Here is a 26,318-nt window from a genome sequence, read left to right on the forward strand (position 1 = left end):
CCATGACTGATACCTACCTCAAGCTGGTCAACACCGGCTTTACCAAGGACCTGTCCAAGAAGCTCGGCCTGCCCCGCCCGGCCATCCTTCGGCGCTTCGATCCGTCGAAGCCGCTGGTCCCCGGCCCCGTGCTGGTGCTGGGCAAGGGCGAGTCCGCCGATGACCTGGCACAGCTGCTGCTGTCCTGGGACCAGGATGTCCGCCGCCACGCCATGCCGAAGGAAAAGCTCGGCGCCATCCTCATTGTGCTCGACGACGCCGCGGCCCCTGCCGATCTGGGCGAGCCGGTGCTGGCTGCCGGTGCTGCCCTGCGCGACCTCGCCCCGGGCGGCCGCGTAGTGACTGTTTCCCGTCCCGCTGCCGAGGCACAGGACCCTGCCGCAGCAGCAGCGCGGCAGGGCATTGACGGGACCCTGCGCTCCATCGCCCACGAGCTGCGCGGCGGTGCCACTGCCAACGGCATCGTGCTGGCCAACGGGACACAGGCTACTGCTCCCTCGGTGGCCGCCGCCCTGCGTTTCCTGCTGTCGGGCAAGAGTGCCTACGTCAGCGGCCAGTTCGTCACGGTCGGTTCGGATGCGGGAACACTGCCGGCGGACTGGAATGCGCCGCTGGCAGGCAAGGTGGCGGTGGTGACCGGTGCTGCCCGCGGCATTGGCGCAGCCATTGCCAAGGTCCTGCACCGCGATGGCGCGCAGGTCATTGTGGTGGATGTTCCGGCAGCCGGTGAACAGCTGGCGAAGGTGGCCAACGAAATCGGCGGCACTGCCCTGCAGGTGGACATCACCCGCGAAGACGCCGCTGACCGGATCCTCGCCCACGCCGCCGAGCGCTACGGGCACCTGGACATCGTGATCCACAATGCCGGGATCACCCGCGACAAGCTCCTTGCCAACATGGACGAATCCCGCTGGGGCTCGGTCATCGCAGTGAATATTGCCTCCCAGCTGCGCATGAATGAAACCTTTCTGGCCTCGGACGGTTTCAGCCCGGAGGGCCGGATTGTGTCGCTGGCCTCCACCAGCGGAATCGCCGGCAACCGGGGCCAGACCAACTACGCCGCTTCAAAGGGCGGCGTGATCGGCATGGTCCGGGCCACGGCACCGCTGCTGGCTCCGCGCGGCGGTTCCATCAATGCCGTTGCCCCGGGATTCATTGAAACGGACATGACCGCAGCCATCCCGGCACTGACCCGTCAGGTGGCCCGCCGGCTGTCCAGCCTGCAGCAGGGCGGCCTGCCGGTGGATGTGGCAGAGACGATCGCCTTCCTTGCCTCCGATGCGGCTGCCGGGGTCAACGGCCAGGTGGTCCGGGTGTGCGGCCAGAACATGGTGGGCGCATGAGCACTACCCAGCTCACCGAAATCCCGGCACTGGGCAAGCTGTATGCCGGCGCCGTGGGCAGCGCGGCGAAGTCGCGCCTGTCCCCGGCCAAGGGGACCGGGCTGCTCCCGGCTGACCGGCATGAAGTCCGCGGCGCCGTTGTGGATCTGGCCAAGCTGACCGATTTCCAGCGCCTGGTCCTGCACAGCGCCACGGATTACCTGCCCACCGGATACGTGCACACGTTTGCCTTCCCGGTCGCCATGAGCCTGATGGCCCGGGAGGACTTTCCGCTTCCGCTGCTGGGCATGGTGCACCTGCGCAACGTTGTCCAGCATTTCCGTCCCATCCACTACACCGAACCGCTGACGGTCACCGCCTGGGCGGAAAACCTGGACGGCCACCGTGCCGGCACCCAGGTGGAGCTGGTTGCCGAGGTTACTTCCGATGCCGGTGAGGTCCTGTGGCGCGGCCGCTCGACCTACCTGGCCAAGGGCGTCTTCCTGCCGAAGATCGACAGGCCGGCAGCGGCCGGTCCCCGCCCCGAGTTCATTCCGCCGCTGCCGACGGCGTCGTGGCGCCTCGGGGCGGATGCAGGCCGTAACTATGCCCGGGTCTCGGGGGACTTTAATCCCATCCACCTCAGCCGCCTGTCGGCGAAGGCACTGGGCATGAAGCGGTCCCTGGCCCACGGCATGTACCTGGCCTCCCGGGTGGTGGCCGATGCGGTGCAGACCCACGAGGGGCCCTTCGAATGGAGCATTGACTTCGAGTCGCCGGTGCTCCTGCCCGCCACGGTTGCCGTGGCCATCACCGACGAGGAGCAGGACGCCGGATGGTCCGGTTCCAGCTTCACCGGCTGGAACCCGCGCTCCCAGCGCCGGCACTTCTCCGGGATTGTTGCTCCGCTGGTTTCCGGAGATGCACCTGCCGGCGGGTTCGCCGCCGGCACACGCGCCTGATTCCGGCGCAGTTCCCCGGGTGGGCCTGCCCGGTACCCGAGCCAGTCTCCGGTACCGGGCAGGCCCGTTTAACGTGCCGCGGGACGGCGGGACGGCGGTCCCGTGCAGGCGGGGCGCTGCTAAGGTTTTGCTCATGATTGATGCTGCCGCCCTGCTGCTGCGGGCCAAGGAACTGGATGCGGCTGATCCGCTGGCGGGCTACCGGGACCGTTTCCTGCCCGCAGAGGGAGTCCGTGCCTATCTGGACGGTAATTCGCTGGGCCGTCCGCTGCGTGCCACTGCCGAACACCTGCAGGAATTTGTTGCCCGGCAGTGGGGCGGACGGCTGATCCGCGGCTGGGACGAGGAATGGCTGGAGCTGCCCGCCCGCATCGGTGACGAGTTGGGGGAGGTAGCCCTGGGCGCGGCACCCGGCCAGTGCATCGTGGCAGATTCAACCACCGTACTGCTCTACAAACTTGCCCGGGCCGCCGTCGCCGCCCGACCGGACCGCACCGAGATCCTGCTGGACGCGGACAATTTTCCCACCGACCGGTACGTGCTGGAGGGTGTGGCCCGGGAATGCGGCCTGACCCTTCGCTGGGTCAGCGCAGACTATGCCGGCGGCGTGAGCGCCGGGGCGGTTGCCGATGCCGTGGGACCGCAGACCGCGCTGGCTGTCTTCAGCCATGTGGCGTACCGGTCCGGCTACCTGGCCGACGCTGCCGCCATTACCGAAACCGTGCAGCGGGCCGGCGGGCTGGTGCTGTGGGATCTCTGCCACTCCGCGGGGGCCGTTCCGGCAGAGCTTGATACCTGGAACGCGGACTACGCCGTAGGCTGCAGCTACAAATACCTCAACGGCGGTCCCGGTGCGCCGGCCTGGGCCTATGTTGCTGCCCGCCACCAGCCGGATTTCTCCCAGCCGATCCAGGGCTGGCTGGGTTCCCAGGATCCGTTCGGCATGGCCCAGGGCTATGTTCCGGCGGACGGCATCCGCCGTCTGGTGTCCGGCACACCCCCGATCCTGGGCATGCTCGCCATGCAGGACATGATTGCCCTGATCCGCGAAGCCGGCATGGAGGCTGTCCGGGCCAAGTCCGAGGCCCTTACCGCGTATGCCGTAACTGCTGTGGACGCGCTGCTGGCGCCGCACGGCGTGGTACTTGCCTCACCGCGCGATCCGGAGCGCCGTGGCAGCCATATCACCATTGACGGCCCGGGTTTCAAAGCGGTGACTGCCAGGCTCTGGGAACAGGGGATCATTCCCGACTACCGCAACCCGGACGGTATCCGGTTGGGGCTCTCGCCGCTGTCCACGTCCTTTGAAGAGACGTTTACCGGCGTTGAGGCGGTGCTGTCGGAACTCTAGGCCTGCCCGGCCTTAACCGCGAGCACCGGGCAGCCGGCCTCCAGCAGGACCCGCTGGGCGGTGCTGCCCATCAGCAGTTTCCCAACCGGGGTGCGGGGCCGCAGCCCCAGCACGATCAGCCGCGCGTCATGGCTTTCCGCTGCCTTGAGGATCTCCTCCGCGGAATCGTAGTCGCCTACCGGATGCAGCAGCTGATGGGGCAGCCGTGAGCCCTGCAGCACCGTCTCCAGTGCCTGGAGGTAGTCCCGTGGGGCGGCACTCCGGGCGCCGTGGCTGCTCTCCACATTCACCACCACAAGCCCGGTACCCAGTTCCCTGGCAGCACGGATGCCGGCGCTCAGGGCCGATTCGCCCTCCGGTGTGGGGACGTATCCGACGACGACGCTCATGGTCTCCTTCTTCCTGATGTGTACGGGCCGTGCCTTCGCACCTAATTCAACTCCGTGGGGTCGGTAAACCGGGTCCTGCGTGCCTTGACGGCACGGTTCCAGAACCAGGTCAGCACCCAGAGCACCAGGCCCAGGAGCAGCAGGATCCCGGCGATGCGGTATTCGATGGGATCCTGGGCCCACGGGCCGAGCAGGAAGGCACAGGTCAGGGCGCCGATGAAGGGCATGATGCCGGGGGAGCGGAAGTGCGGCCGGTCCGTTGGCGTCCGGCGAAGCACGATGCACGCAATGTTCACCACCGTGAAGACGGCCAGCAGCAGCAGCGCGGTGGTTCCGCCGAGGGCCGTGACCGTTCCCCGGCCCATGAAGTTGGTGACCACCACAATGAGGCCCACGGCAATCGCCGTCGTAAAAACAATGGCCGCCCACGGCGTCCGCCGTCCGTGCAGTACCAGCGAGAGCCCGCGCGGCAGCACATCCTGCCGCGCCATGCCGTAGAGCAGCCGGCTGGCCATCAGCATGTTGATCAGGGCGGTATTGGCTACGGCAAAGATGGACAGGAACGGATAGATACTGTCCACCGGCAGGTTCGGGGCTCCTGCCCGCACCACTTCCAGCAGCGGTGTTGCGCTTTCGGAGAGCTGGCCCACGGGGACCACGGCCACCGCCGCGATGGACACCAGCAGGTAGACCGTCACGGTGATGCTCAGGCCAGTCAGCATTACTTTCGGGAAGATCCGCACCGGGTCGTGGGTTTCCTCCGCCATGTTCACGCTGTCTTCGAAGCCAACCATGGAGAAGAAAGCCAGGGCGGTGGCGCCCGTGAGCGCAAGGAACACGCTCTTGCCCGCCTCGGTCTCGAACACCACCACGCGGGAGAAGTCCGCATTCCCCTGGCCCATGGCCCAGAAACCAATAACGATCACAATCAGCAGCCCGGTCAGTTCAATGGCTGTCAGGACGATATTGAAGCGCACACTCTCCGCGGCTCCGCGCAGGTTAATCGCGGCCAGCAGCAGCATAAAGGCGACCGCTATCCAGGTGACTCCGGTCTGCCCCCATTCCAGCCGGAATCCGACAATGAAGTTTTCGGCCAGGAACTTGGCCGCAGTGGACGCGGAGGTAATACCCGAACAGAGCACAGCGAACGTGACCAGGAAGGTCAGGAAATGTACCCCGAAGGCCTTGTGGGTGTAGAGCGCCGCTCCGGCCGCCTGCGGATACTTGGTGACCAGCTCCAGATACGACAGTGCCGTGATGGTGGCCACTGCGAAGGCCAGCAGAATCGGCGCCCACGCCGCTCCGCCGATCTCACCGGCGACCTGCCCGGTGAGTGCGTACACACCGGTTCCCAGAATGTCACCGACGATGAACAGCAGCAGCAGTTTGGTCCCCATGACCCGCTTGAGCTCGGTCTGACCGGTTTCCGCTTTGATGTCAGCCATGGCTGTCCTCCCGGACGTTCACCGATACCGCATTGGTCGGTATTCTGCGCGGTGCGCGAGGCTAAGGCAATGGCGCCGGGCCACCCGGCTGCCCTGCTGACCCGGGAATCACCCGGACGGCCCCGATCCTGCGCCGGCGTACGCCCAGGACCTCCAGCCGGCACCCCGGTGCAGCGACACTGTCCCCGGGGCGGGCCATGCGGCCAAGCTGTTCAAGGATGTATCCCGCCACCGTCTCGTACTGCCCCTCCGGCAGGCCGATTCCGGTCAGGCGTTCAAACTCCTGGAGGATCAGCGCCCCGTCCACCACCAGCTGGCCCTTTTCCTTCCGGAACCGGTCTTCCGGGTCGCGCCCGGTGTCATATTCGTCGTAAATCTCGCCCACGAGTTCCTCGACCAGATCCTCCAGCGTGACAATGCCGTCCGTTCCGCCGTATTCATCCACCACAACCGCAATATGGCTCTGCTCGGCGCGCATCCGCGACAGCGAGGGCACTACGGTGGCCGTCCCGGGCAGGAACAGCAGCGGGCGGACAATATCCGCGAGGGTCCGAGTTTCGCCCCGGCTTTTGCCCGTGGCGTTCGCCCCGCCGTCCCCGTCTCCCCGCAGGAGGTCACGGACGTGGATGAAGCCGATGACGTCATCCGGGGAGTCCCGGATGACGGGGTACCTGGAATACGGCAGCGAATGGACTGCCACCCGTGCCTGGGGCAGTGTCAGGTCCGCCTGCAGGAAACGTACCTCGGGCCGCGGGCGCATCACTTCCTGGAGCAGGCGCTGGCCTGCGCCAAAAACGTCCGAAAGGATCCGCCTGCTGTCCTCCGCCAGGACCGGACTGGCCGCGACCATGTCCCACAGTTCCTGCGAGCTAATGGGCGGGGTTTTGACCCGCGGGTCACCGCCCAGCAGGCGGACTACCGCGTCCGTGGATACGGACAGCGCCTTGATCACTGGGCGCATCACCACGGCAAAGACGTTCAGCGGCGGGGCGAGGATCCTGGTCACCCGCTCCGCGTTCTGCATTGCCAGGCGTTTGGGGACCAGTTCTCCCAGCACCAGGGACAAATAGGCGACGGCGAGGGTGAGCAGGATGAAGGCGGCAGCATCTGCGGCTGCCGGTCCCAGCCCCGCGCCGCGCAGCAGCGGTGCCACGGCCGGGGCCAGTGCCGAGGCGCCGTATGCGGCCGAGAAAAAGCCTGAAAGCGTGACGCCTATCTGGATGGACGAAAGGAAGAGGTTGGGGTTGCGGGCCAACGCCGCGATCTTCTTTCCGCCGGTGCCCGTTGCTTCGATCCGGTTGATCTGGCTCTCGCGCAGGGACACCAGTGCCATTTCGGCACCGGCGAAGACTCCGCCAAGGAGGATGAAGAAGACAACCAGCAGGAGGTTAAAGCCAGTACCGCCGTCCATGACTCCGAGCGTACCGGCGCCCGGGCGTACAGGACACGTTCCACCGGAATCCCGGGGACGCGGGCGGCCAGTCCGGCGCGTATGCAGTGCCGTCAGCCGCCGCGGGAAGTAAGACGGGCCGTCACGCGGGGGAGGCCCCGGCACCGCCGGCCCTTCGCCGGCTGATCCTCCGGCGCCGCGACCGGATGGCGGCGTCCTCCGCCGAGAGCAGCGGTTCAAGCTCCGTCCGGTCACCGGTCACCGGCCGCCACCAGGACAGGGACGGATTCGAGTCCAGCAGGATGGTCCGCACCAGCAGGGTGAGCGGGATGGCCAGGACGGCACCCACCGGTCCGAGCACCACGGCCCAGAACAGGACCGAGATGAAGGTTACCGACTCGCTGAGATTCACCGCGTTGCCCACATACCGGGGCTGCACAATTGACTGGATGACGGCGTTGACGCCGCCGAAAATGATCACCACGGCAACCACCGTCGGCCAGCCCCCGGTGAGGTAGCCGAAAAACAGCGGCGGAATAATGGCGATGAAGTACCCGATATTCGGTATAAAGCTGCAGATGAAGGACAGCAGCCCCCACAGCAGTGCCCCGGGAATCTGCAGGATGAGCAGGACCAGCCAGTTGAAAAGCCCCTGGAGCAGCCCCAGGACAGTGGTGGCAACCATGTAGCGGCGCACGCTGCAGGCATAGTCCTTCAGCGCCGTCACCAGGACGGGACGGTGGCCGCCCAGGTGCTCCAGCAGGGCGGGGATCCGGGAACCGTCCACGGCCATCAGGATGAGCAGCGTAAGGATAATGACCAGGGCCCCGACCAGCCCGGTGACGTTGCCCAGCAGACCCCCGATGAATCCGAGCAGCCGTTCGGGGGTCAGGCTCTCACCGGCTGCCTGCACCTGCTCCGGCCCGAAGCCCGCAGCGGTCAGTGCGTCCGCCAGCGACGCCCCGGCCTCTTCCAGCTGCCCGGCGTACTGCGGCAGCAGAGCCGAAAACCGGCCCAAGGCCGCCACCAGCACCGCGGCGAAACCGGCGAGCAGGGCAAAAACGGTGACTATCCCCGTTCCGGTTGCCAGACCACGGGGAACGCCGTGGCCATGCAGCCACTGACTCAGCGGATGGACGCAGAGGGTAAGTACCAGAGCAAGAAAGGCCGGGGTGAATACATCCCTGACGGCGGCAAGGCCGAAGGCTGCTACGGTCCCTCCCGCCAGAGTGAGCAGGATAACGGCGCTCCGCGGAAGCGCGGACGCCCTGCCGGTACCTTCTGTCTCCGAAGCCACGGGGGCCTCCTTTTGCCTTGACGTAATCAAGGCAACCCGGATTCGGGGCACCGGCGCAACAGATAACAAAAAAGTCCCCCGGGAATCCAAAGATTCCCGGGGGACTTCGCTGTGCGCGGAGGGGGACTTGAACCCCCACCCTCGTTAGAGGACTAGCACCTCAAGCTAGCGCGTCTGCCATTCCGCCACCCGCGCAGAGAGTGGTTTATCTGCCTTGTCTGCAGCGTTTCCGCTGTTTGAAAGCTTCAAAAGCAACGGAAAAAACTCTAACACGCTTTTGGCCGTAACAACGAATCGGCCCAAGCCGGAGGGCGGTTGTGCACTTTCCAAGGTCCAAATGTGACCGTCCGCACCTCCATTCTGGCTAAGCTTGCTGGACAGCTACGAAGGAGAACCCGCATGCCCGATGATGTCCGTCCAGAGTCCGCGTCCGGACACCTCCGCGCCGAAGACGAGGTTGTTGGGATCTGCCGGAACCTGATCCGCTTCGACACCTCCAACTTCGGCGACAATTCCGGCCCGGGGGAACGGGCAGCGGCCGAATACACCGCAGGGCTGATTGAGGAGGCCGGACTCACAGCTGATCTGTTTGAATCAGCCCCCGGCCGCGCTTCGGTGGTCACCCGGATGGAGGGCAGCGACCCGTCCCTGCCGGCACTGGTGGTGCACGGGCATTTGGACGTGGTTCCTGCCCAGAAGCAGGACTGGACTGTTGACCCTTTCAGCGGCGAGGAACGTGACGGCCTGATCTGGGGGCGCGGCGCCGTCGATATGAAGGACATGGACGCGATGATCCTGTCCGTTATGCGCTCCATGGCAGCCACCGGCACCAGGCCCCGCCGCGACATTGTCTTTGCCTTCTTCGCTGACGAAGAGGCGGGCGGGGACTACGGTGCCCGCTGGGCGGTGGAGCACCGCCCGGAACTGTTCGACGGCGCTACGGAGGCCATCTCGGAGGTGGGCGGGTTTTCGGCCACCATCGGCGGACGCCGCACCTATCTGCTGCAGACCGCCGAAAAAGGCATTTCCTGGCTCCGGCTGGTTGCCCACGGCCGCGCAGGTCACGGCTCCCAGATCAACACGGACAATGCCGTCACGCGGCTGGCCCGCGCCGTCGCCACCATCGGCAGCCACCCGTGGCCCATTGAACTGACCGACACCACGCGGGCCTTCCTCGACGGCGTGACGGAGCTGACCGGCGTCGAGTTCGATCCGGACAACCCGGACCGGATCCTGGCTGAACTGGGAACCGTGGCCCGGTTTGTGGGCGCTACCCTGCAGAACACCTCAAATCCCACCGTGCTGAAGGCCGGTTACAAGCACAATGTCATCCCGGGGACCGCCGAGGCCCTGATCGATGCCCGGACCCTCCCGGGCCAGGAAGAGGCAGTGCTTGCCACCATCCGGGAACTCGCCGGCGAGGGAATAGACGTCAGCTATGAACACCGGGACGTTTCACTGGAGGTCCCGTTCAGCGGAAACCTGGTGGATTCGATGATCTCCGCCCTGCATGCAGAGGATCCGGGCGCACCGGTACTGCCGTACACCCTCTCCGGGGGCACGGACAACAAGTCGCTTAGCCGGCTGGGCATCACCGGCTACGGCTTCGCACCGCTGCGCCTGCCGGAGGACCTGGACTTCACCGGCATGTTCCACGGCGTGGATGAACGCGTACCGGTGGACTCACTCAAATTCGGCACGCGGGTACTCTCCCGCCTGCTGCAGGACTACTAGGCCCCCGGGCCAGACCGCCTTCTGCGAAAGGAGCGCCGCCGTGCCGGCCACCGAAATCCTCAGCCCCGAACTGCTGGAGCGGCTGCGCTCCCGCGCAGCCGGCTATGACGATACCAATTCCTTCTTCACGGAGGACCTGGAGGATCTGCGCGCAGCAGGTTACCTTGCCCTGTTCACGCCGCTCACCGAGGGCGGGTCGGGTATGGGGGTGCCCGACGTCGTGGCCTGCCAGCGGCTGCTGGCAGGCGCGGCACCCGCCACCGCCCTGGCGGTGAACATGCACCTGGTGTGGTGCGGGGTTGCCCACCTGCTGGCCCTGCGCGGAGATGATTCCCTGGCGTTCATTCTCCGGGAGGCTGCCGCGGGGGAGCTGTTCGCCTTCGGGGTCTCCGAACCCGGCAACCCGGCGGTGCTCTTTGACTCGCACACCTCCGCGCGTCCGCTGGGGGACGGCGGCTATGCCTTCACCGGAACCAAGATCTTCACGAGCCTGTCCCCGGCATGGACGCGGCTGGGGATTTTCGGCAAGGACGCCACGGACCCCGGCGAGCCGCGGCTGGTCTTCGGATTCGCTGATCGGGGCACGGCAGGCATCAGCACGGCTGATGACTGGAACACCATGGGCATGCGTGCCAGCCAGTCCTGCACCACACGACTGGAGGGAGCCGAGGTTCCGGCGGGCCGGATGGTCCGGTCCACGCCCGTAGGCCCACACGGGGACGCTTTTGTATTCGGGATCTTCAGCATGTTCGAGACCCTGCTCTCTGCCGTGTACACCGGGATAGGCGACCGGGCCGTCCAGCTGGCAGCCGAGGCAGCGGCGGGGCGCGTCTCGCCCGACGGGGTTCCGGCGTCGGCCCATCCGGAGACCCGGTGGAAGATCGCCGATGCGGCACTGCGCATGGACGGGGTGCACCTGCAGCTCGCAGCCGTCGCCCGGGACCTGGAAGAGGGCGTCGATCACGGGACCTACTGGTTCCCGCTGCTCTCGGGCCTGAAATACCGGTCCACGGAGACCGCCCGCAGCGTCGTGGAAACCGCGGTGCGCGTGGCAGGGGGAAAGGCCTACTCCCGCGGGCAGGAACTGGAGCGGCTGTACCGCGATGTCCTCGCGGGCATGTTCCATCCCTCCAGCGAGGACTCGGTGCATGCCAGTGTGGCCAATGCTGTCCTGGGGCCGGTGGACAGCGGGTAATCCGGGCTCAGGCGGTGCGCTGTACCCGCAGGATCCGGCGGCGCAGCCAGAAACGGCGGCCACCGCCGCTGTAAATCCGGCTTCGGTGCAGCTCCCACTTCCCGTATTCGGCGTGCTCAACCAGCCGTCGGCGCGCTTCGTGAAGCGGCTCAGTGGGATCTACCGACACCACTAGGTACTCATAGTCCCGGGCGTTTTCCGGCCGGCGGGAGACATCCGGTGCAAGAATTTGTTCGCGCATTTCCCTCCAATTTTGCCTACTTTACAGCTAACGTCTAGTGCATGAGCATAGATCCGCGCATCGCGCTCCAGTCCCTGATTACCGCCCTGGAGGAGCACCTTGCCGCCGCCGCAACCCGCCGCGGCGAGAAGGACCCGGTGGTGGAGAGCGCGTATCTGGCAATTGCGGATGCCTTCGAAGTCTACGAGGAAGTCCTCTACGACGCCTACGGGGAAGTCACCCCGCTGGAGATCTATGAGGACGATGACGAGGACTATGAAACCGGTGACGAGCTGGATCCGGCCGAAGACGACAGCATCGACGTCATCGGCCCGGACCTTACCGGCGATGCCCCGTCAACCCGGCCCGAAAGCCGACGCACTCCGGACACCGGAGACAACGGCAGCAACCGCCCGGCGGGCTGGTAATCCCGGAAGAACCCGCTGCCGGCACCGGGGACCCCGTCCGCGGGGCACGGAGTTCGTGTCATAGAGTTCTAGTGTGAATTGGTTTGAAGCGATCTTCCTTGGCCTGATCCAGGGCCTGACAGAATTCCTCCCCATCTCCTCCAGCGCCCACCTGCGCATTGTCGGTGAGTTGCTGCCCGGTGCACAGGATCCGGGTGCCGCCTTTACCGCCATCACCCAGCTGGGCACTGAAACGGCGGTGGCCGTGTACTTCTGGAAGGACATCGTCAGGATTATCAAATCCTGGTGGGGCTCCCTGGTGGGCCGGGTGCCGCGCAGCGATCCGGATGCCCGGATGGGCTGGCTGATCATTATCGGCACACTGCCCATTGTGGTCCTGGGGCTCCTCTTCCAGGACCAGATCGAAAACACCTTCCGCAGCCTGTGGATCGTGGCCACCATGCTGATTGTCTTCGGCATCATCCTGGCGGTGGCGGACACTGTTGGACGGCAGCAGCGCACCCTGGACAAGCTGACCTACAAGCACGGCATCCTGTACGGATTCGCCCAGGCCCTGGCACTGATCCCCGGCGTCTCGCGTTCCGGCGGCACCATTACTGCCGGCCTGCTGATGGGGTACACCCGTGAAGCGGCTGCCCGCTACGCCTTCCTGCTGGCCATACCCGCCGTCTTCGGCAGCGGACTCTTCCAGCTGGTGAAGTCAATCGACGAGCCCATGCCGTACACGGCGCTGCAGACCGGCGCCGCCACCGTGGTTGCCTTCGTTGTGGGCTTTGTCATCATCGGCTGGTTCCTGCGCTACGTCTCAACCCGCAGTTACCGCCTGTTCGTCTGGTACCGCATCCTGCTGGGCGTGTGCATCTACCTGCTGCTGGGCTTCGGCGTCATTACGGCCTAGCCGTGAGCAGTAGAGTTTGTTAGGTGATTGCCTGGAAATCCCCCTCCCTGCCCTCCCTGCCCGGAACCTCGGATGACATCCGTCTGTATGACACGGCTGCACAAAAACATGTGACCGTGCAGCCGGACGGTGCCGCCAGCATGTACGTCTGCGGAATCACCCCCTATGACGCCACCCATATGGGCCATGCCTCCACGTACGTTGCCTTCGACCTGCTCAACCGCCAGTGGCGGGACGCCGGGCACACCGTCACCTACGTGCAGAACGTCACCGACGTGGATGATCCGCTGCTGGAGCGCGCCAACGCCACGGGAGTGGACTGGCGGGAGCTCGCCGCGGAACAGACACAGCTCTTCCGTGACGACATGGAAGCCCTCAACGTCCTGGCACCGGACCACTACATCGGTGCGGTGGAGTCCGTTGAATGGATCGTCCCGGCAGTTGAAGCCCTCATGGACCGCGGACTGGCGTACCGGGTGCCCGGCAGCGCCGGGGAACCCGACGGCGATCTGTACTTCGACGTCGACGCCGCGTCAGCGCTGGCCCCGTCAGACCCGGATGCCTGGTGGCTTGGGCAGGTCTCCCACATGAGCCGGGAGGAGATGCTGCCGGTGTTCGCCGAACGCGGCGGCGACCCTGAACGGCCGGGCAAGCGCAACGCCCTGGATCCGCTGCTGTGGCGCCAGGCACGCACCGGCGAGCCGTCCTGGGACGGCGGCCGGCTCGGCCGCGGCCGTCCGGGCTGGCACATTGAGTGCTCCGTCATTGCCCAGCGGTTCCTTCCCCGGCCGTTTACCGTGCAGGCAGGCGGATCCGATCTGGTGTTCCCGCACCATGAGATGAGTGCCGGCCATGCCTACGCCTGTTCCGGTGCGCCGCTGGCCTCCCACTATGCCCACGCCGGCATGGTGGGCCTTGACGGCGAGAAAATGAGCAAGTCGCTGGGCAACCTGGTGCTCGTCTCGCGGCTGCGTGCCGACGGCGTGGAGCCCGCGGCCATCCGGTTGGTTCTCCTGGGACACCATTACCGGAGCGACTGGTTCTGGACGGCTGACCAGCTGCGCGCGGCCGAACAGCGTCTCGCCGACTGGCGCAGGGCGCTTGAATATACTGCCGAAGACGCCGCCAGGACGCTGCTGCAGCAGATCCGCGCCGCACTGGCAGAGGACCTGGACGCACCTGCCGCGCTGCGGGCCGTGGATGCCTGGGCATCCGCAGCCGTATCCGCGGGCACACCGGGCACCCGGGGCGGCGGGGAACTGGTTTCCGCCGCAGTCAACGCGTTGCTGGGCATCCGCCTCTAGGAACCCGCCTCTAGGAACCCGCCCCCGGCTGCGCGCGTCCCGCGGGATGCTGCCGGCCGGGGGAGTGCTGTCAGTCCCGGCGCCGGCGCTTGAGGTAACGCTCGAACTCGCGGGCAATCGACTCGCCGCTGGCCTCGGGCAGCTCTGCGGTGTCCTTGGCTTCCTCCAGCTGGCGCACATACGCTGCCACTTCCGGATCCTCGGTAGCCAGCTCATCCACCCCGCGTTCCCAGGCTTCGGCCTCTTCGGTGAGCAGCTGGGTTTCCAACGGCACCTGCAGGAGTTCTTCGATGCGGTTGAGCAAGGCAAGCTGCGCCTTGGGCGACGGCGCCTGCCCTACATAGTGCGGCACCGCGGCCCACAGCGAAACCGAGGGAATGTCCGCCAGCCCCGCCATATGGGAGACCACGCCGACAATGCCGATGGGGCCTTCATAGGTCGATGGCTCCAGGGTCAGGGCATCCTGCAGGTCCGCTTCCTCGCACGTGGCGGTGACCGGAATGGGCCGGGAGTGCGGAACATCGGCGAGCAGGGCCCCGGCCAGGACAATACAGTCCACATCGAGTTCCTTGGCCAGGGCAATAATCTCGGCGGTGTAGGCGCGCCACTTGTAGGACGGCTCCACCCCGGTGACGAAGATGACGTCCAGGTTGCTGTCCGGGACTTCCGCCCTTGAAATCCGCGTGGTGGGCCACTTGATCCGCTGGGCCCCGGAGGCGGTGCGCCTGATCGCGGGCCGGGTGAACTGAAAGTCGTAGTATTCGTCGGCGTCTATGCTGGCTATTTTTTCGCTGTCCCAGTGCCTGCTCAGGACCTTCAGGGCGTCGGAGGCGGCTTCGCCGGCGTCGTTCCATCCTTCGAAGGCAGCCAGCATCACCGTGACGCGCCCTGAGGGCGAATCGTCACCAAAATAGTCCTGGAGGCCAGCGGCGCCAAAGCCATCAGTATTGCTCACACGACCACACTATGCCCCGGACCACCTCGTGTCAGGACCGCGTAGCGGGGCTTCGCGGAGAGCAAAAGAAACACACTCTGCCGCCGCCCCTTAGACTGAGGACATGCCCGAACACGCCTCAGCCAATTCCGTCCGCAGTTCCGCCGATCCGTCCCTGCAGGCTGTTTTCTGGGACATGGACGGCACCATCGTGGATACCGAACCGTACTGGATCGCCGCCGAGAAGGACCTTGCCCTGAGTTTCGGAGTGGAATGGACCGAGGCGCAGGCGGAGGCCATGGTGGGCCAGGCCCTGGAATTCGGAGCGGGCATGCTCCGTAAGGCAGGCGTGGACCTCCCCGTCCGTACGATTGTCGACCGCCTCATCAACCGCGTGGCCGATCAGGTGCGGCAGGACGTGCCGTGGCGCCCCGGGGCCCGCGAGCTGCTGGCCGGGCTGAAGGAGGCAGGCATTCCGTGCGGCATGGTCACCATGTCCGAACCGGTCCTGGCGAAGGTGATTGTCGAGTCCCTGCCGGCCGGCAGCTTCGACCTGGTGGTCACCGGTGACATGGTCGACGCCGGCAAACCGCACCCGGAGGCGTACCTGCAGGCATTCGAGACGCTCGCCCGGACTGTTCCGGATCTGCGCCCCGACCGGGTAGTGGCCATCGAGGATTCGCTCCCCGGAACCGCCTCCGCCCGTGCCGCCGGCCTCGTGACCCTTGGCATCCCCAACTTCGTTCCGCTGCCACCCGGGACGGTGGAGCACGAATGGGATACGCTCGCCGGCCGGGGTGTCCGCGATCTGATCAGCCTGCTCCCCGCCACTGTCCCGGAGCCCGCCAGGTGAGCAGTACCGATCCGGCGGGAACCGGACGCAGGGAAGGCATACCGCTGGGCAGCATCGCCGGTGTGCCGATCATCCTGGCTTATTCGTGGTTCATTATCGCCGCGCTGATCGTCGCCGTGTTCGGCCCCCAGGTCCGCGGCGCGTTCCCGTACCTCGGAATCGGTGCCTACGCCGTCGCGTTCGGTTATGCCCTGCTGCTCCTGCTGTCCGTCCTCGCCCACGAAGTTGCCCACGCCCTCACCGCCAGGGCCTACCGCTGGCCCACCGCCAGGATTGTCCTCACCCTCTGGGGCGGTCACACACAGTTCGGCGACCTCCGCTCGACGCCGGGGCGTTCCCTGGTGGTCGCCCTTGCCGGACCGGCGGCCAATTTCGTCCTGGCAGCCATCGGTTTCGGCGTGCTGCAGCTGGTACCGGCCGGCAGCGTAGGCCAGCTGGTCACTCTGATCTTTGTCTACGCCAACCTGCTGGTGGCCATTTTCAACGTCCTGCCGGGCCTGCCGCTGGACGGCGGCCGGATTGTGGAGAGCGCCGTCTGGAAGGCTACGGGCTCCCAGGAGCGCGGCACCGTGGCAGCCGGCTGGGCAGGCCGCATCATTGTGGTGCTGCTGCTGGCGGCACTGTTTGTTCCTCCCTACCTGCGCGGTGAATCGCCGTCGCTGAGCCTGGTCCTGGTGGCTGCACTGCTCTGCGGTTTCCTCTGGATGGGCGCCGGGGCTGCCATCACCAACGCCCGGATGCGGCTGCGGCTGCCGCAGGTCAGCGCCGAAGCCCTGATGAAACCGGCCGTTTCGCTGCCTGCCGGGTCCACCGCCGCCGTCGCCGCGCACCTGATCCGCGAACACCCGGACGCAGCTGTGGTCATCACTGCGCCAACCGGTCAGCCGGAAGCCGTGGTGGACCGCGGTGCCCTGGCCCAGGTGCCGCCGGAACACTCGGCCACCGTCACGGTAAACGCCGTTTCCCGCCCGCTGGCCCCGGGTGCCTACATACCCGATGCCGCCTCCGGGCAGGAACTGGTGCAGTACCTTTCCAAGCTGACCGGCGGTGAGTACGCCGTGATCAACCGGGAGGGCCGGGTGGTCGGCCTGCTCCACAAGGCCGCAGTCATCGCCGCAATGACCGGCAAACCGGCCCGCCCGGCCCGGTAGCACCGGACCCGCAGCCTCCCGTATCCCACATTGACCCCGCCCCGCCCCTCACCGGTCCGAGGCAGTACAGACCCGCACAAGAACCAAAGGAAACACCATGAACTCCGATAACCAGGAGCAGGACACCGCCGCAGCGCCGCACGGAGCTGAAATCCGCAGGGGGCCGCTGCGCCCCGGCGAGCGGGTCCAGCTCACCGACGAAAAGGGACGCCGGAACACCATCACCCTCACCGAGGGCGGGGCATTCCACACGCACCGCGGCTACCTGCAGCACGACTCCGTCATCGGGCTGCCCGAAGGGTCCGTTGTCACGAACACGGCCGGCCACCAGTACCAGATCCTTCGCCCGCTGCTCTCCGACTTCGTCCTCTCCATGCCCCGCGGTGCGGCCGTGGTCTACCCCAAAGACGCGGCGCAGATCGTCACCATGGCGGATATCTACCCGGGCGCGCGGGTGGTGGAAGCCGGCGTCGGTTCCGGTGCGCTGAGCATTTCACTGCTGCGTGCCGTGGGTGACCAGGGCAGCCTGCACTCCTACGAACGGCGTGAGGAATTCGCACAGATTGCCCGCGGCAACGTGGAGACCTTCTTCGGCGGACCGCACCCGGCCTGGGACATCAGCCTGGGCGACTTCCAGGACGAAGTGGTGAAGACCCAGGCACCCGGCAGCGTGGACCGGGTGGTCCTGGACATGCTCGCCCCCTGGGAATGCACCGACGCCGTTGCCACCGTCCTGGCCCCGGGCGGTGTATGGATTTCCTACGTCGCCACGGTTACCCAGCTCTCCCGCACCGCAGAGGCCATCCGGGCCGACGGCCGCTTCACCGAACCCGATGGCTGGGAATCCATGGTCCGTGGCTGGCACCTGGAGGGGCTTGCCGTACGGCCGGACCACCGCATGGTGGCGCACACCGGTTTCCTTCTGACAGCCCGTCGGCTGGCCGAGGGCGCCACCGGCCTCGTGGCCAAGCGCCGGGCGTCCAAGACCAACTTCAGCGAAGAGGACATGAACGCCTGGACCCCCGCTGCGGTGGGCGAGCGGGAGGTCTCAGCCCACAAGCTGCGCCGGGCGGCACGGGACGCCAGTTCCACCGTCCAGCGGGGTGCGTTGGAAAGCGCTGAAAAGTTCCAGCAGGAGTCCGGCACCCCATAACGGGTAACTGCCGAAACACAAGAGACCTGACCCCGTGTTTCTCACGGCGCCCTGGGTTACTGTCGTTGGACAGACCCAGAGCAACGTGAAGGCGGTCGGCATGATGGCTGAACCCGAGAACACCGGACCGGGAACCGGGGAAACCCGGCCCGTATCCTCAGCGGCTGGAACCAGCACGGAAGCACGGCAGTTGAATGTCCTTCGTGACAAACTACGGAATCTGGACCGGCAGCTTGCTGCCCTGACACACAACAACGCCCGGCTCGTGGCCATGCTGGAGACCGCGAAGTCGGAGATCATCCGGTTGAAGGATGCCCTGGAGAACGAGGGTGCCACACCTTTCAGCTTTGGCACCGTGATCGGAGTCAACCAGCGCGGTGACGCGCAGCCCGGTGTGACCACCGCGGCAGCCGTCCAGGAGAGCCTGGACATCATCCAGTCCGGGCGCAAACTGCGCGTGGCGGTTTCCCCCCTCCTGGACCTGGGACAGATAGTCCCGGGCCAGGAGGTACTGCTCAACGAATCCCTCACCGTGATAGCTGCGCTCGGCTTTGAACGGGCGGGCGAACTGTTCACGGTGAAGGAACTCCTGGGATCGGACCGGGTGCTGGTGATCGGCCGGGCCGACGACGAGCGCGTGGTCCGGCTCAATGGTCCCCTTGGCCGGGAGAAAGTGCGGGTGGGTGACGCGCTGACCGTGGACACCCGCATCGGCTACGCGCTGGAGAAGATTCCGCGCAGTGAAGTGGAGAACCTCGTCCTGGAAGAGGTCCCGGACATCTCCTACGCAGACATCGGCGGCCTGGGTCCGCAGATCGAACAGATCCGCGACGCAGTGGAACTGCCCTTTATGCATCCGGACCTGTACCGCGAACACGGCTTGAAGCCACCCAAGGGCATTTTGCTCTACGGCCCTCCCGGCTGCGGCAAAACCCTGATTGCCAAAGCCGTGGCACATGCCCTGGCTGCCCGGGTGATGGAACAGACCGGCATGCAGGGGGCACGCAGCTACTTCCTGAACATCAAGGGTCCCGAACTGCTGGATAAGTACGTGGGGGAGACCGAGCGCCACATCCGGCTGATCTTCGGCAGGGCACGGGAAAAGGGCTCGGACGGAAGCCCCGTGGTCGTGTTCTTCGACGAAATGGATTCGCTCTTCCGCACCCGTGGAACCGGAGTGTCCTCCGACGTCGAAACCACCATTGTTCCGCAGCTGCTCAGCGAGATCGACGGCGTCGAAAAGCTGGAAAACGTGATCGTCATCGGCGCCTCGAACCGTGAAGACATGATCGATCCGGCCATCCTGCGGCCGGGACGGCTTGACGTGAAGATCAAGATCCAGCGGCCCGACGCGGAAGGGGCCGCAGAGATCTTCACCAAGTACCTGACCCCGGACCTTCCCCTGCACCGGGAAGACCTGGCCGAACACGGCTACGATCCGGTGGCCACGGTCCGCGAAATGATCCGCCGCACCGTGGAAAAGATGTACGCAGAGGACAAGGCCAACGAGTATCTGGAAGTCACCTACGCCAACGGGGACACCGAGATGCTGTACTTCAAGGACTTCAACTCCGGGGCGGTGATCCAGAACGTTGTGGACCGGGCCAAGAAGTACGCCATCAAGGACCTGCTCCAGCTGCATCAGCGCGGTTTGCGCATCGAACACCTGATGCGCGCCGTCGTGGATGAATTCCGCGAGCATGAGGATATGCCCAACACCACCAACCCGGATGACTGGGCACGGATCTCGGGCAAGAAGGGCGAGCGCATTACCTATATCCGCACCATCGTCCAGGGCAAGGCCGGTCAGGAACCGGGCCGCACCATCGAAACCGCCGCCAACCCGGGGCAGTATCTGTGACCGTGCGCCGCGTGATGGGAACCGAGACCGAATACGGGATCCTGGCGCCGTCGCTGCCCTCGGCCAACGCCACTGTGCTCTCCAGCCAGATTGTCAACGCCTACGCGGCGAGCCTGCGTGCCGGAGCGGGCAACCTCTCCGGAACGCGCTGGGACTACACGGACGAGGCACCGCTCAATGATGCCCGCGGATTTGCGGTGCCCCGGGCGGCGGCGGATCCCACCCAGCTCACCGATGATCCGCCGGTGCTCGACGCCGAACAGATCGCATTGGAGGGCGGGGGACCCGCTGCCCTCTACGGGGAGCAGACCTCCGATAATCCGGTGCTGATGAACATGGTGCTGGGTAACGGGGCACGCCTGTACGTGGACCATGCCCATCCGGAGTACTCGTCCCCGGAGGTCACCCGGCCGCGCGACGCAGTGCTGTGGGACAAGGCCGGGGACGCGGTGGTGCTCGCGGCGATGCGCCACATTGCGCGTATGCCGGGTTTTGCTCCCGTGAACCTGTACAAAAACAACACCGACAACAAAGGCGCCTCCTACGGTTCCCACGAGAACTACCTGGTGCCCCGCAGCGTCCCGTTCGGCAGCCTTGTCAGCGGTCTGGTGCCGTTTTTTGTTTCACGCCAGGTCATTGTCGGCTCGGGCCGGGTGGGTATCGGCACCAACAACCAGCGCCAGGGGTTCCAGCTAAGCCAGCGGGCGGATTTCTTCGAAACCGAAGTCGGCCTGGAGACCACCATCCGGCGGCCGATTATCAACACGCGGGATGAGCCGCACGCGGTGGCGGAAAAATACCGCCGGCTGCACGTGATCATCGGTGATGCGAACCTAAGTGAGGTGTCCGCGCTGCTGAAGACGGGCACCACCTCCCTGGTCCTGTCCATGATCGAGGCCGGCACCGTTCCCGCCATAGAGCTCCGGGATCCGGTGGGCGCACTGCAGGCGATCAGCCACGATCCCACCCTGCAGCAGCTGGTTGAACTGGCCGACGGCCGGATGGTCACCGGCCTGGACCTGCAGGAGATGTATCTCCAGGCCGCCGCCGCCCACGCCCGCGCGGCAGGGGAGGCGGACGCGGACACCGAGGACATCCTCTCCCGCTGGACGTCGCTGGTGGGCACGCTGAAACGGGATCCGCTGGAAGCCGCAGCCTCGGTGGACTGGGTGGCCAAGCTGAAAATCCTGCAGGCCTACCGGGAACGCGACGGGCTGGCCTGGTCCGATGCACGCCTGCATCTGGTGGACCTGCAGTACTCGGACATGCGCCCGGAAAAGGGTTTGTACTACCGGCTGGCCGCACGCGGGCAGATGGACCGGGTGCTCACCGATGAGGAGATCGCCCGGGCCGTGACGCATCCGCCCGAGGACACCCGCGCCTATTTCCGCGGCAACTGCCTCCGACGCTTCCCGCGTGAAGTGATCGGGGCGAGCTGGGATTCCATCATCTTTGAACTGCCCTCCCGCCGGCGGCTTCAGCGCATCCCCACCCGGGAGCCGCTGCGCGGAACCAGGGCCCTGACCGAGGAACTTTTCAACGCTTCCGCCGATGCGGAGGATTTTGTCGCCAGACTCCTGACCGGTTCAGCGGCCACCGTGGCACCATAGGACTAGGATTCATCCCCCGGGCAAGAAAGGGCTTCGCATCATGGCAACCCAGGACCGCAAAACCACCGGAACGCATCCCGCCGAACAGGAGGAAACCGAAGCAGTTCCTCCTCCCACAGCCGAGACGGAGGCACCCGCGGCCAGCGCGGAAACAGAAGGCGTGGACGACCTGCTGGATGAGATTGACGGTGTCCTCGAGAACAACGCGGAAGAGTTTGTCCGCGGTTTTATCCAAAAGGGCGGTCAGTGACGGATGGGCCCCCGGGACCCTGCTGCCGCTGTCCATCAAGCACCCTCGTCCTCCTTCACCGAACATCTCACCAGGCATAACCCGGAACTGCTGCCCTCATCGCGGACCCTCGGGCCCGTATCCGCGGGATCCGGAGCCGGGCTGGCTCCGCAGGCCACCACCATCGTCTCGCTGTCCTACGCGGGCGGCGTCCTGATGGCGGGGGACCGGCGGGCGACCATGGGCAACATGATTGCCAGCCGGCACATCAAGAAGGTGTTCCCGGCGGACAATTACTCCGTCCTGGGCATTGCCGGTACCGCCGGGCTTGCCCTGGACATGATCCGCCTGTTCCAGGTGGAGCTGGAGCATTACGAAAAGATCGAAGGCACGCCCATGAGCCTGGACGGCAAGTCCAACCGGCTCGCAGCCATGGTGCGCTCCAACCTGCCGCTGGCGCTGCAGGGACTGGCCGTGGTTCCGCTGTTCGCCGGCTACGACACGCAGCGGCGGACCGGGCGGCTCTTCTCCTACGACGTCACCGGCGGCCGTTATGAGGAGTATGAGCACCACTCGGTAGGCTCCGGATCCGTGTTTGCCAGGGGCGCCCTGAAGAAACTCTGGCGGCCGAATATGGACGAGGACGAAGCGGTCCGGGTGGCGGTGGAATCCCTCTACGACGCAGCCGACGACGATTCGGCCACCGGCGGGCCCGATGTGGTGCGCCGCCTCTGGCCCGTGATCTACGTGGTCAACAGCGCCGGGAACCGGGAAATCCCCGAACGCGAGCTGCAGGAACTTTCGACTGAACTGATCCAACGGCGCTCCGCCGCCGGACTGGAGGCGTAACCGTGACCCAGCAGTTCTACGTCTCGCCCGAACAGCTCATGAAGGACCGGGCGGATTTCGCCCGGAAAGGCATCGCCAGGGGACGCTCAGTGGTGGTGCTTACCTGCCGTGAGGGGATTGCCCTGGTGGCGGAGAACCCCTCGCCGTCACTGCATAAACTCAGCGAAATCTACGACCGCATCGGTTTCGCCGCCGTCGGCAAATACAACGAATTCGAAAGCCTGCGCCAGGCAGGCATCCGCTTCGCTGACGTGCGCGGCTATTCCTATTCCCGGGAGGACGTCTCCGCGCGCGGCCTTGCCAGTGTCTACGCACAGAGCCTGGGCTCGGTCTTTACCACCGAGGGCAAGCCGTTCGAAGTGGAACTGGCTGTAGTGGAGGTCGGCGCCGATCCCTACTCCGACCACCTGTACCGGCTCAATTTCGACGGCTCAATCGCCGATGAAAGCAACTACACGGTAATGGGCGGACAGGCCGAAATTGTCAACGAAGCACTGGCGCGCACCTGGAACCAGGACGCGGACTTCCCGTCCGCCATCCGGACGGCAGTGCGTGCACTGGCTGCCACCCGCACGCCCGAGGGCGCCGGATCCGGGCAGCCGGCTGAACCCCTGGGCGCCGGCCTGCTCGAAGTGGCCGTCCTCGACAGGGACCCGCTCTCCACACGGGGGACCGTCAGGGCCTTCCGCAGGATAAACACCGTTGAGCTGGACCGCTTGCTGTCCAGCGCGGAAGGAGACTGATGGACCGCAGGATCTTCGGCGTCGAAACGGAATTCGGCATTGCCTACTCAGGGCCGGACTCACGACCCCTGTCCCCGGAGGAAGTAGCCCGCTACCTCTTCCGCAAGGTGGTCAGCTGGGGACGTTCCTCCAACGTGTTCCTCACCAATGGTTCCCGCCTCTACCTCGACGTCGGATCCCACCCCGAGTACGCCACCGCGGAATGCGACGACCTGGCGCAGCTGGTGGCCCATGACCGGGCCGGTGAGCTGATCCTGGACGATCTGGTGGACGAGGCCGAAGACCGGCTGAAGGCCGAAGGCTTCAACGGCAGCGTCTACCTGTTCAAGAACAACACCGACTCTGCCGGGAATTCCTACGGCAGCCACGAAAACTACCTGATCCCGCGCAGGCTGGAGTTTTCCCGGCTCGCCGATGTCCTGATCCCGTTCCTGGTCACCCGCCAGCTGCTGGTCGGCGCCGGCAAGGTGCTCAAGACCCAGTCCGGTTCCCTCTATGCCTTCTCCCAGCGCGCGGACCACATCTGGGAAGGGGTCTCCTCGGCCACCACCCGGTCCCGGCCCATCATCAACACCCGTGACGAGCCGCATGCCGACGCCGAGCACTACCGGCGCCTGCACGTGATCGCCGGGGACTCGAACATGTCCGAAACCACCCTGCTCCTCAAGGCCGGATCCGTGGACCTGATGCTGCGGATGATCGAAGCCGGGGTGCTGATGCGTGACCTGCGGCTGGAAAACCCTATCCGCAGCATCCGGGAAACCTCCCATGACCTCTCGGGCCGGCAGCCGCTGAGACTGGCCAACGGCTCCACCATCACGCCGCTGGAACTGCAGCGCATTTACCTGCAGCGGGTCAAGGACTTCGTGGCCGTGAACGGCGGGCACAACCGGCATACCGGACGCGTGGTGGACCTCTGGGAACGGACCCTGGACGCAATCGAATCCGGGAACCATTCAGGTATCGATACCGAGATTGACTGGGCCATCAAGAAGAAGCTGGTGGACCGGGTCAGTGAACGGCACGGCCTGGAGATGTCCTCCGCGCGCCTGTCCCAGGTGGACCTGACCTATCACGACATCTCCAGGCGCCGGGGTTTGTTCTACCTGCTGCAGGCACGCGGGGAAACCGCGCGGGTGGTGGAGGACAGTGACATCAAGGAGGCGGTGGACCAGCCGCCGCAGACCACCAGGGCCAAGCTGCGCGGTGACTTTGTCCGCCGTGCCAAGGCCGCCAACCGGGACTTCACGGTGGACTGGGTGCACCTGAAGCTTAATGACCGGGCCCAGCAGACCGTCCTGTGCAAGGATCCGTTTGCCTCCGTGGACGAGCGGGTGGAAGCGCTTCTGTCCACCCTCTAAGGCCGTGCCTTTAGGACCGGCTCCTGCGCCGCGCCTAGGATTCACTCAGGAGAACCCGTTAGGGTGGGCCTGTTGCGGTGTTGCGCGGCGCCCGGCTCCCGGCCGGGAAGCCCCGTGCGCCCCGGGGCCCTTGTGCCCGCCCGCATCACACCCATGTCCACCACTGAAAGAAGTACTGTGCGCAAAGTACTAGCCATCCTCCTTCCTTTCCTGCTGTTCCTCACCGCCTGCTCCGGCGGTGAGGGCGAAGGGAACGACGCCGGCCCGCTGTCCTCTGTGAAGATCGAACGGGGAGAGGACGGTGCCGCCCCCACCGTGGAGTTTGATAAGCCGCTGAGCGCGGAAGACCCCACGCTGACCCGCGTGAACAACGGTGACGGTGCCGAGGTTGCCGCCGAACAGACGGCGATGATCCGTCTGGCCATTGTCAACCCTGAAGACGGTTCCATCAGCCAGGAGACCTACACCGCGGAACAGGCCGAAGGCATTGCCGTGGACGAAAACCTCAAGACCGGCAACTCCCAGATGTATGACGCACTGCTCGGTGCACCCGTGGGCTCCGATTTCGCGTACTACATCCCGGCTGACGAAGAGACGGGCCGTGAGGAGAACTTCCTCGTCTTCACCGTCACCGACGCCAAGGACACCGTGAAGCCGCTGACCCAGGATGAAGCAGCCGCCCGCAACGCGGACGGCAGCCTGCTGATGGCCCCGGAGGAAGTCGAATCCCTCAGCGCTGACGGCAAGCTGCCCGAGGTCACGTTCGCCGAGGACGGAACGCCGACGGTCACCATCCCCGAAGGCGCCGAGGAGCCGGAGAAGCTGATCGTGAAGGTCCTCGAGGAGGGCGACGGTCCTGTGCTGGAAGCGTCCGGCACGGTTGTGGCCAATTACCTGGGCGTGGGACTGCGCGACGGTGCCACCTTCGACTCCAGCTACGAGCGGGGAGAACCCGCCGAGTTCCCGCTGAGCAACGTCATCTCCGGCTGGACCTACGGCCTGGCCGGCCAGAAGGCCGGTTCCAAGGTGCTCCTGGTCCTGCCGTCCGAGCTCTCCTACGGTGATCCTGCCGCCGGCAGCAGCCCGTCCGGTCCGCTGGTGTTTGTCGTAGACATCCAGGAAGTCAAGTAGCCTTTAACACCTGATTCACCAGACACACCTGACTCAACCGCGAGGAGCACCATGTCATTCGGAAAGCGCGAATACGACCGTCAGAAGCCGGAGATTGATTTCCCGGAACACGACGCACCCACTGATCTCGTCATCGAGGACATCGTCGTTGGCGACGGCCAGGAAGTGAAGGCAGGCGACACGGTTTCCACCCACTACGTGGGCGTTGCCTTCTCCACCGGCGAGGAATTCGACGCGTCCTGGAACCGGGGCACGCCCCTGGACTTCCGTGTCGGAGTCGGCCAGGTCATTCAGGGCTGGGACCAGGGCCTGCTGGGCATGAAGGTCGGCGGCCGCCGCCGGCTGGAAATCCCGTCCTCCATGGCCTATGGCGACCGGGGTGCCGGTTCCGCCGTGGCTCCGGGAGAGTCCCTGATCTTCGTGGTGGACCTGCTCGGCGTCCGCTGATCCGAATCCTCCGCAAAGGGCGGAGCCGCCGTCATCACCGACGGCGGTTCCGCCCTTTGTC

24 protein-coding genes, 1 tRNA gene and 1 pseudogene are annotated in these 26,318 nt (G+C 66.0%); 19 read left to right on the plus strand and 7 right to left on the minus strand.

The annotated features are described in order from the left end of the window. Positions 1-2: 2 nt before the first annotated feature. The 3 genes from MUK71_RS08735 (at position 3) to MUK71_RS08745 (ending at position 3,635) form a co-directional block, all read left to right on the plus strand. Positions 3-1,343, plus strand: coding sequence for a 3-oxoacyl-ACP reductase (locus MUK71_RS08735; protein ID WP_227927804.1), 1,341 nt, complete (start codon positions 3-5; stop codon positions 1,341-1,343). Further along, positions 1,340-2,284 carry a MaoC family dehydratase gene (locus MUK71_RS08740; protein ID WP_227927803.1) on the plus strand — a complete coding sequence of 315 codons (945 nt, stop codon included), beginning with the start codon at positions 1,340-1,342 and terminating at the stop codon, positions 2,282-2,284. The genes MUK71_RS08735 and MUK71_RS08740 overlap by 4 nt, the downstream gene beginning before the upstream one ends. Positions 2,285-2,417: 133 nt before the next feature. Then, positions 2,418-3,635, plus strand: a complete 1,218-nt coding sequence (locus MUK71_RS08745) for a kynureninase (protein ID WP_227901870.1) — start codon at positions 2,418-2,420, stop codon at positions 3,633-3,635. On the opposite strand, the gene MUK71_RS08750 is transcribed toward MUK71_RS08745, so the two are convergent. The 5 genes from MUK71_RS08750 to MUK71_RS08770 form a co-directional block, all read right to left on the minus strand. Next, positions 3,632-4,024, minus strand: coding sequence for a universal stress protein (locus MUK71_RS08750; protein WP_227901869.1), 393 nt, complete (start codon positions 4,022-4,024; stop codon positions 3,632-3,634). The genes MUK71_RS08745 and MUK71_RS08750 overlap by 4 nt on opposite strands. A 41-nt stretch (positions 4,025-4,065) precedes the next feature. Next, a complete protein-coding gene (locus MUK71_RS08755) occupies positions 4,066-5,469 on the minus strand; it encodes an APC family permease (protein WP_227901868.1) in 1,404 nt (467 codons plus the stop codon). Between the two features lie 61 nt (positions 5,470-5,530). After that, a complete protein-coding gene (locus tag MUK71_RS08760; RefSeq protein WP_227901867.1) occupies positions 5,531-6,880 on the minus strand; it encodes a hemolysin family protein in 1,350 nt (449 codons plus the stop codon). A gap of 121 nt (positions 6,881-7,001) precedes the next feature. Then, positions 7,002-8,156, minus strand: a complete 1,155-nt coding sequence (locus MUK71_RS08765) for an AI-2E family transporter (protein ID WP_227927802.1) — start codon at positions 8,154-8,156, stop codon at positions 7,002-7,004. A 112-nt stretch (positions 8,157-8,268) separates the two neighbouring features. Next, positions 8,269-8,351 (minus strand) — tRNA-Leu (locus tag MUK71_RS08770). A gap of 204 nt (positions 8,352-8,555) precedes the next feature. On the opposite strand from MUK71_RS08770, the gene MUK71_RS08775 reads away from it, so the two are divergent. Next, positions 8,556-9,890 carry a M20/M25/M40 family metallo-hydrolase gene (locus tag MUK71_RS08775; RefSeq protein WP_227927801.1) on the plus strand — a complete coding sequence of 445 codons (1,335 nt, stop codon included), beginning with the start codon at positions 8,556-8,558 and terminating at the stop codon, positions 9,888-9,890. A gap of 40 nt (positions 9,891-9,930) precedes the next feature. Then, positions 9,931-11,085: an acyl-CoA dehydrogenase family protein gene (locus MUK71_RS08780; protein ID WP_227927800.1), complete on the plus strand. Its 1,155-nt coding sequence runs from the start codon at positions 9,931-9,933 to the stop codon at positions 11,083-11,085. A 7-nt stretch (positions 11,086-11,092) separates the two neighbouring features. Here MUK71_RS08780 and MUK71_RS08785 read toward each other — a convergent pair whose 3' ends face one another. Continuing rightward, entirely contained in the window at positions 11,093-11,326 is a 234-nt protein-coding gene (locus MUK71_RS08785; protein ID WP_227901863.1) for a DUF5703 family protein, read from the minus strand. Between the two features lie 41 nt (positions 11,327-11,367). Between MUK71_RS08785 and MUK71_RS08790 the strand changes: the two are divergent. From MUK71_RS08790 to mshC, 3 genes and pseudogenes are all read left to right on the plus strand, one after another. Further along, positions 11,368-11,634 (plus strand): annotated as a pseudogene (locus MUK71_RS08790) (hypothetical protein); the annotation flags it as partial. Between the two features lie 172 nt (positions 11,635-11,806). After that, positions 11,807-12,631, plus strand: coding sequence for an undecaprenyl-diphosphate phosphatase (locus MUK71_RS08795; protein WP_227901861.1), 825 nt, complete (start codon positions 11,807-11,809; stop codon positions 12,629-12,631). A gap of 23 nt (positions 12,632-12,654) precedes the next feature. Continuing rightward, complete coding sequence (gene mshC / locus MUK71_RS08800; protein ID WP_227901860.1) at positions 12,655-13,935, plus strand: cysteine--1-D-myo-inosityl 2-amino-2-deoxy-alpha-D-glucopyranoside ligase; 1,281 nt, start codon at positions 12,655-12,657, stop codon at positions 13,933-13,935. Positions 13,936-14,005: 70 nt separating this feature from the next. Here the strand turns inward: mshC and MUK71_RS08805 are convergent, their stop codons facing one another. After that, entirely contained in the window at positions 14,006-14,890 is an 885-nt protein-coding gene (locus MUK71_RS08805) for a PAC2 family protein (protein ID WP_227901859.1), read from the minus strand. 103 nt (positions 14,891-14,993) lie between these two features. Between MUK71_RS08805 and MUK71_RS08810 the strand changes: the two genes are divergently transcribed. From MUK71_RS08810 to MUK71_RS08860, 11 genes are all read left to right on the plus strand, one after another. Further along, a complete protein-coding gene (locus MUK71_RS08810; RefSeq protein ID WP_227927798.1) occupies positions 14,994-15,722 on the plus strand; it encodes an HAD family hydrolase in 729 nt (242 codons plus the stop codon). Next, positions 15,719-16,873 carry a site-2 protease family protein gene (locus tag MUK71_RS08815; protein WP_227927797.1) on the plus strand — a complete coding sequence of 385 codons (1,155 nt, stop codon included), beginning with the start codon at positions 15,719-15,721 and terminating at the stop codon, positions 16,871-16,873. Before MUK71_RS08810 ends, MUK71_RS08815 begins: the two co-directional genes overlap by 4 nt. Before the next feature lie 97 nt (positions 16,874-16,970). After that, positions 16,971-18,026, plus strand: a complete 1,056-nt coding sequence (locus tag MUK71_RS08820) for a tRNA (adenine-N1)-methyltransferase (RefSeq protein WP_227901856.1) — start codon at positions 16,971-16,973, stop codon at positions 18,024-18,026. 100 nt (positions 18,027-18,126) lie between these two features. After that, positions 18,127-19,887: a proteasome ATPase gene (arc, locus tag MUK71_RS08825; RefSeq protein WP_227901855.1), complete on the plus strand. Its 1,761-nt coding sequence runs from the start codon at positions 18,127-18,129 to the stop codon at positions 19,885-19,887. Between the two features lie 14 nt (positions 19,888-19,901). Continuing rightward, on the plus strand, positions 19,902-21,497 hold the full coding sequence (gene dop, locus MUK71_RS08830) for a depupylase/deamidase Dop (RefSeq protein ID WP_227901981.1): 1,596 nt from the start codon (positions 19,902-19,904) through the stop codon (positions 21,495-21,497). Between the two features lie 40 nt (positions 21,498-21,537). Next, entirely contained in the window at positions 21,538-21,747 is a 210-nt protein-coding gene (locus MUK71_RS08835; RefSeq protein ID WP_227901854.1) for a ubiquitin-like protein Pup, read from the plus strand. Positions 21,748-21,750: 3 nt separating this feature from the next. After that, entirely contained in the window at positions 21,751-22,575 is an 825-nt protein-coding gene (prcB, locus tag MUK71_RS08840; protein ID WP_227901853.1) for a proteasome subunit beta, read from the plus strand. Between the two features lie 2 nt (positions 22,576-22,577). Continuing rightward, positions 22,578-23,318 carry a proteasome subunit alpha gene (prcA, locus tag MUK71_RS08845; protein WP_227901852.1) on the plus strand — a complete coding sequence of 247 codons (741 nt, stop codon included), beginning with the start codon at positions 22,578-22,580 and terminating at the stop codon, positions 23,316-23,318. After that, positions 23,318-24,679 carry a Pup--protein ligase gene (gene pafA / locus MUK71_RS08850; protein WP_227901851.1) on the plus strand — a complete coding sequence of 454 codons (1,362 nt, stop codon included), beginning with the start codon at positions 23,318-23,320 and terminating at the stop codon, positions 24,677-24,679. The genes prcA and pafA overlap by 1 nt, the downstream gene beginning before the upstream one ends. Positions 24,680-24,856: 177 nt before the next feature. Further along, entirely contained in the window at positions 24,857-25,810 is a 954-nt protein-coding gene (locus tag MUK71_RS08855; protein ID WP_227927796.1) for an FKBP-type peptidyl-prolyl cis-trans isomerase, read from the plus strand. Between the two features lie 51 nt (positions 25,811-25,861). After that, positions 25,862-26,257, plus strand: coding sequence for an FKBP-type peptidyl-prolyl cis-trans isomerase (locus MUK71_RS08860; RefSeq protein ID WP_227901849.1), 396 nt, complete (start codon positions 25,862-25,864; stop codon positions 26,255-26,257). Positions 26,258-26,318 lie beyond the last annotated feature (61 nt).

Source organism: Arthrobacter zhangbolii (assembly GCF_022869865.1).
Lineage (GTDB): Bacteria > Actinomycetota > Actinomycetes > Actinomycetales > Micrococcaceae > Arthrobacter_B > Arthrobacter_B zhangbolii.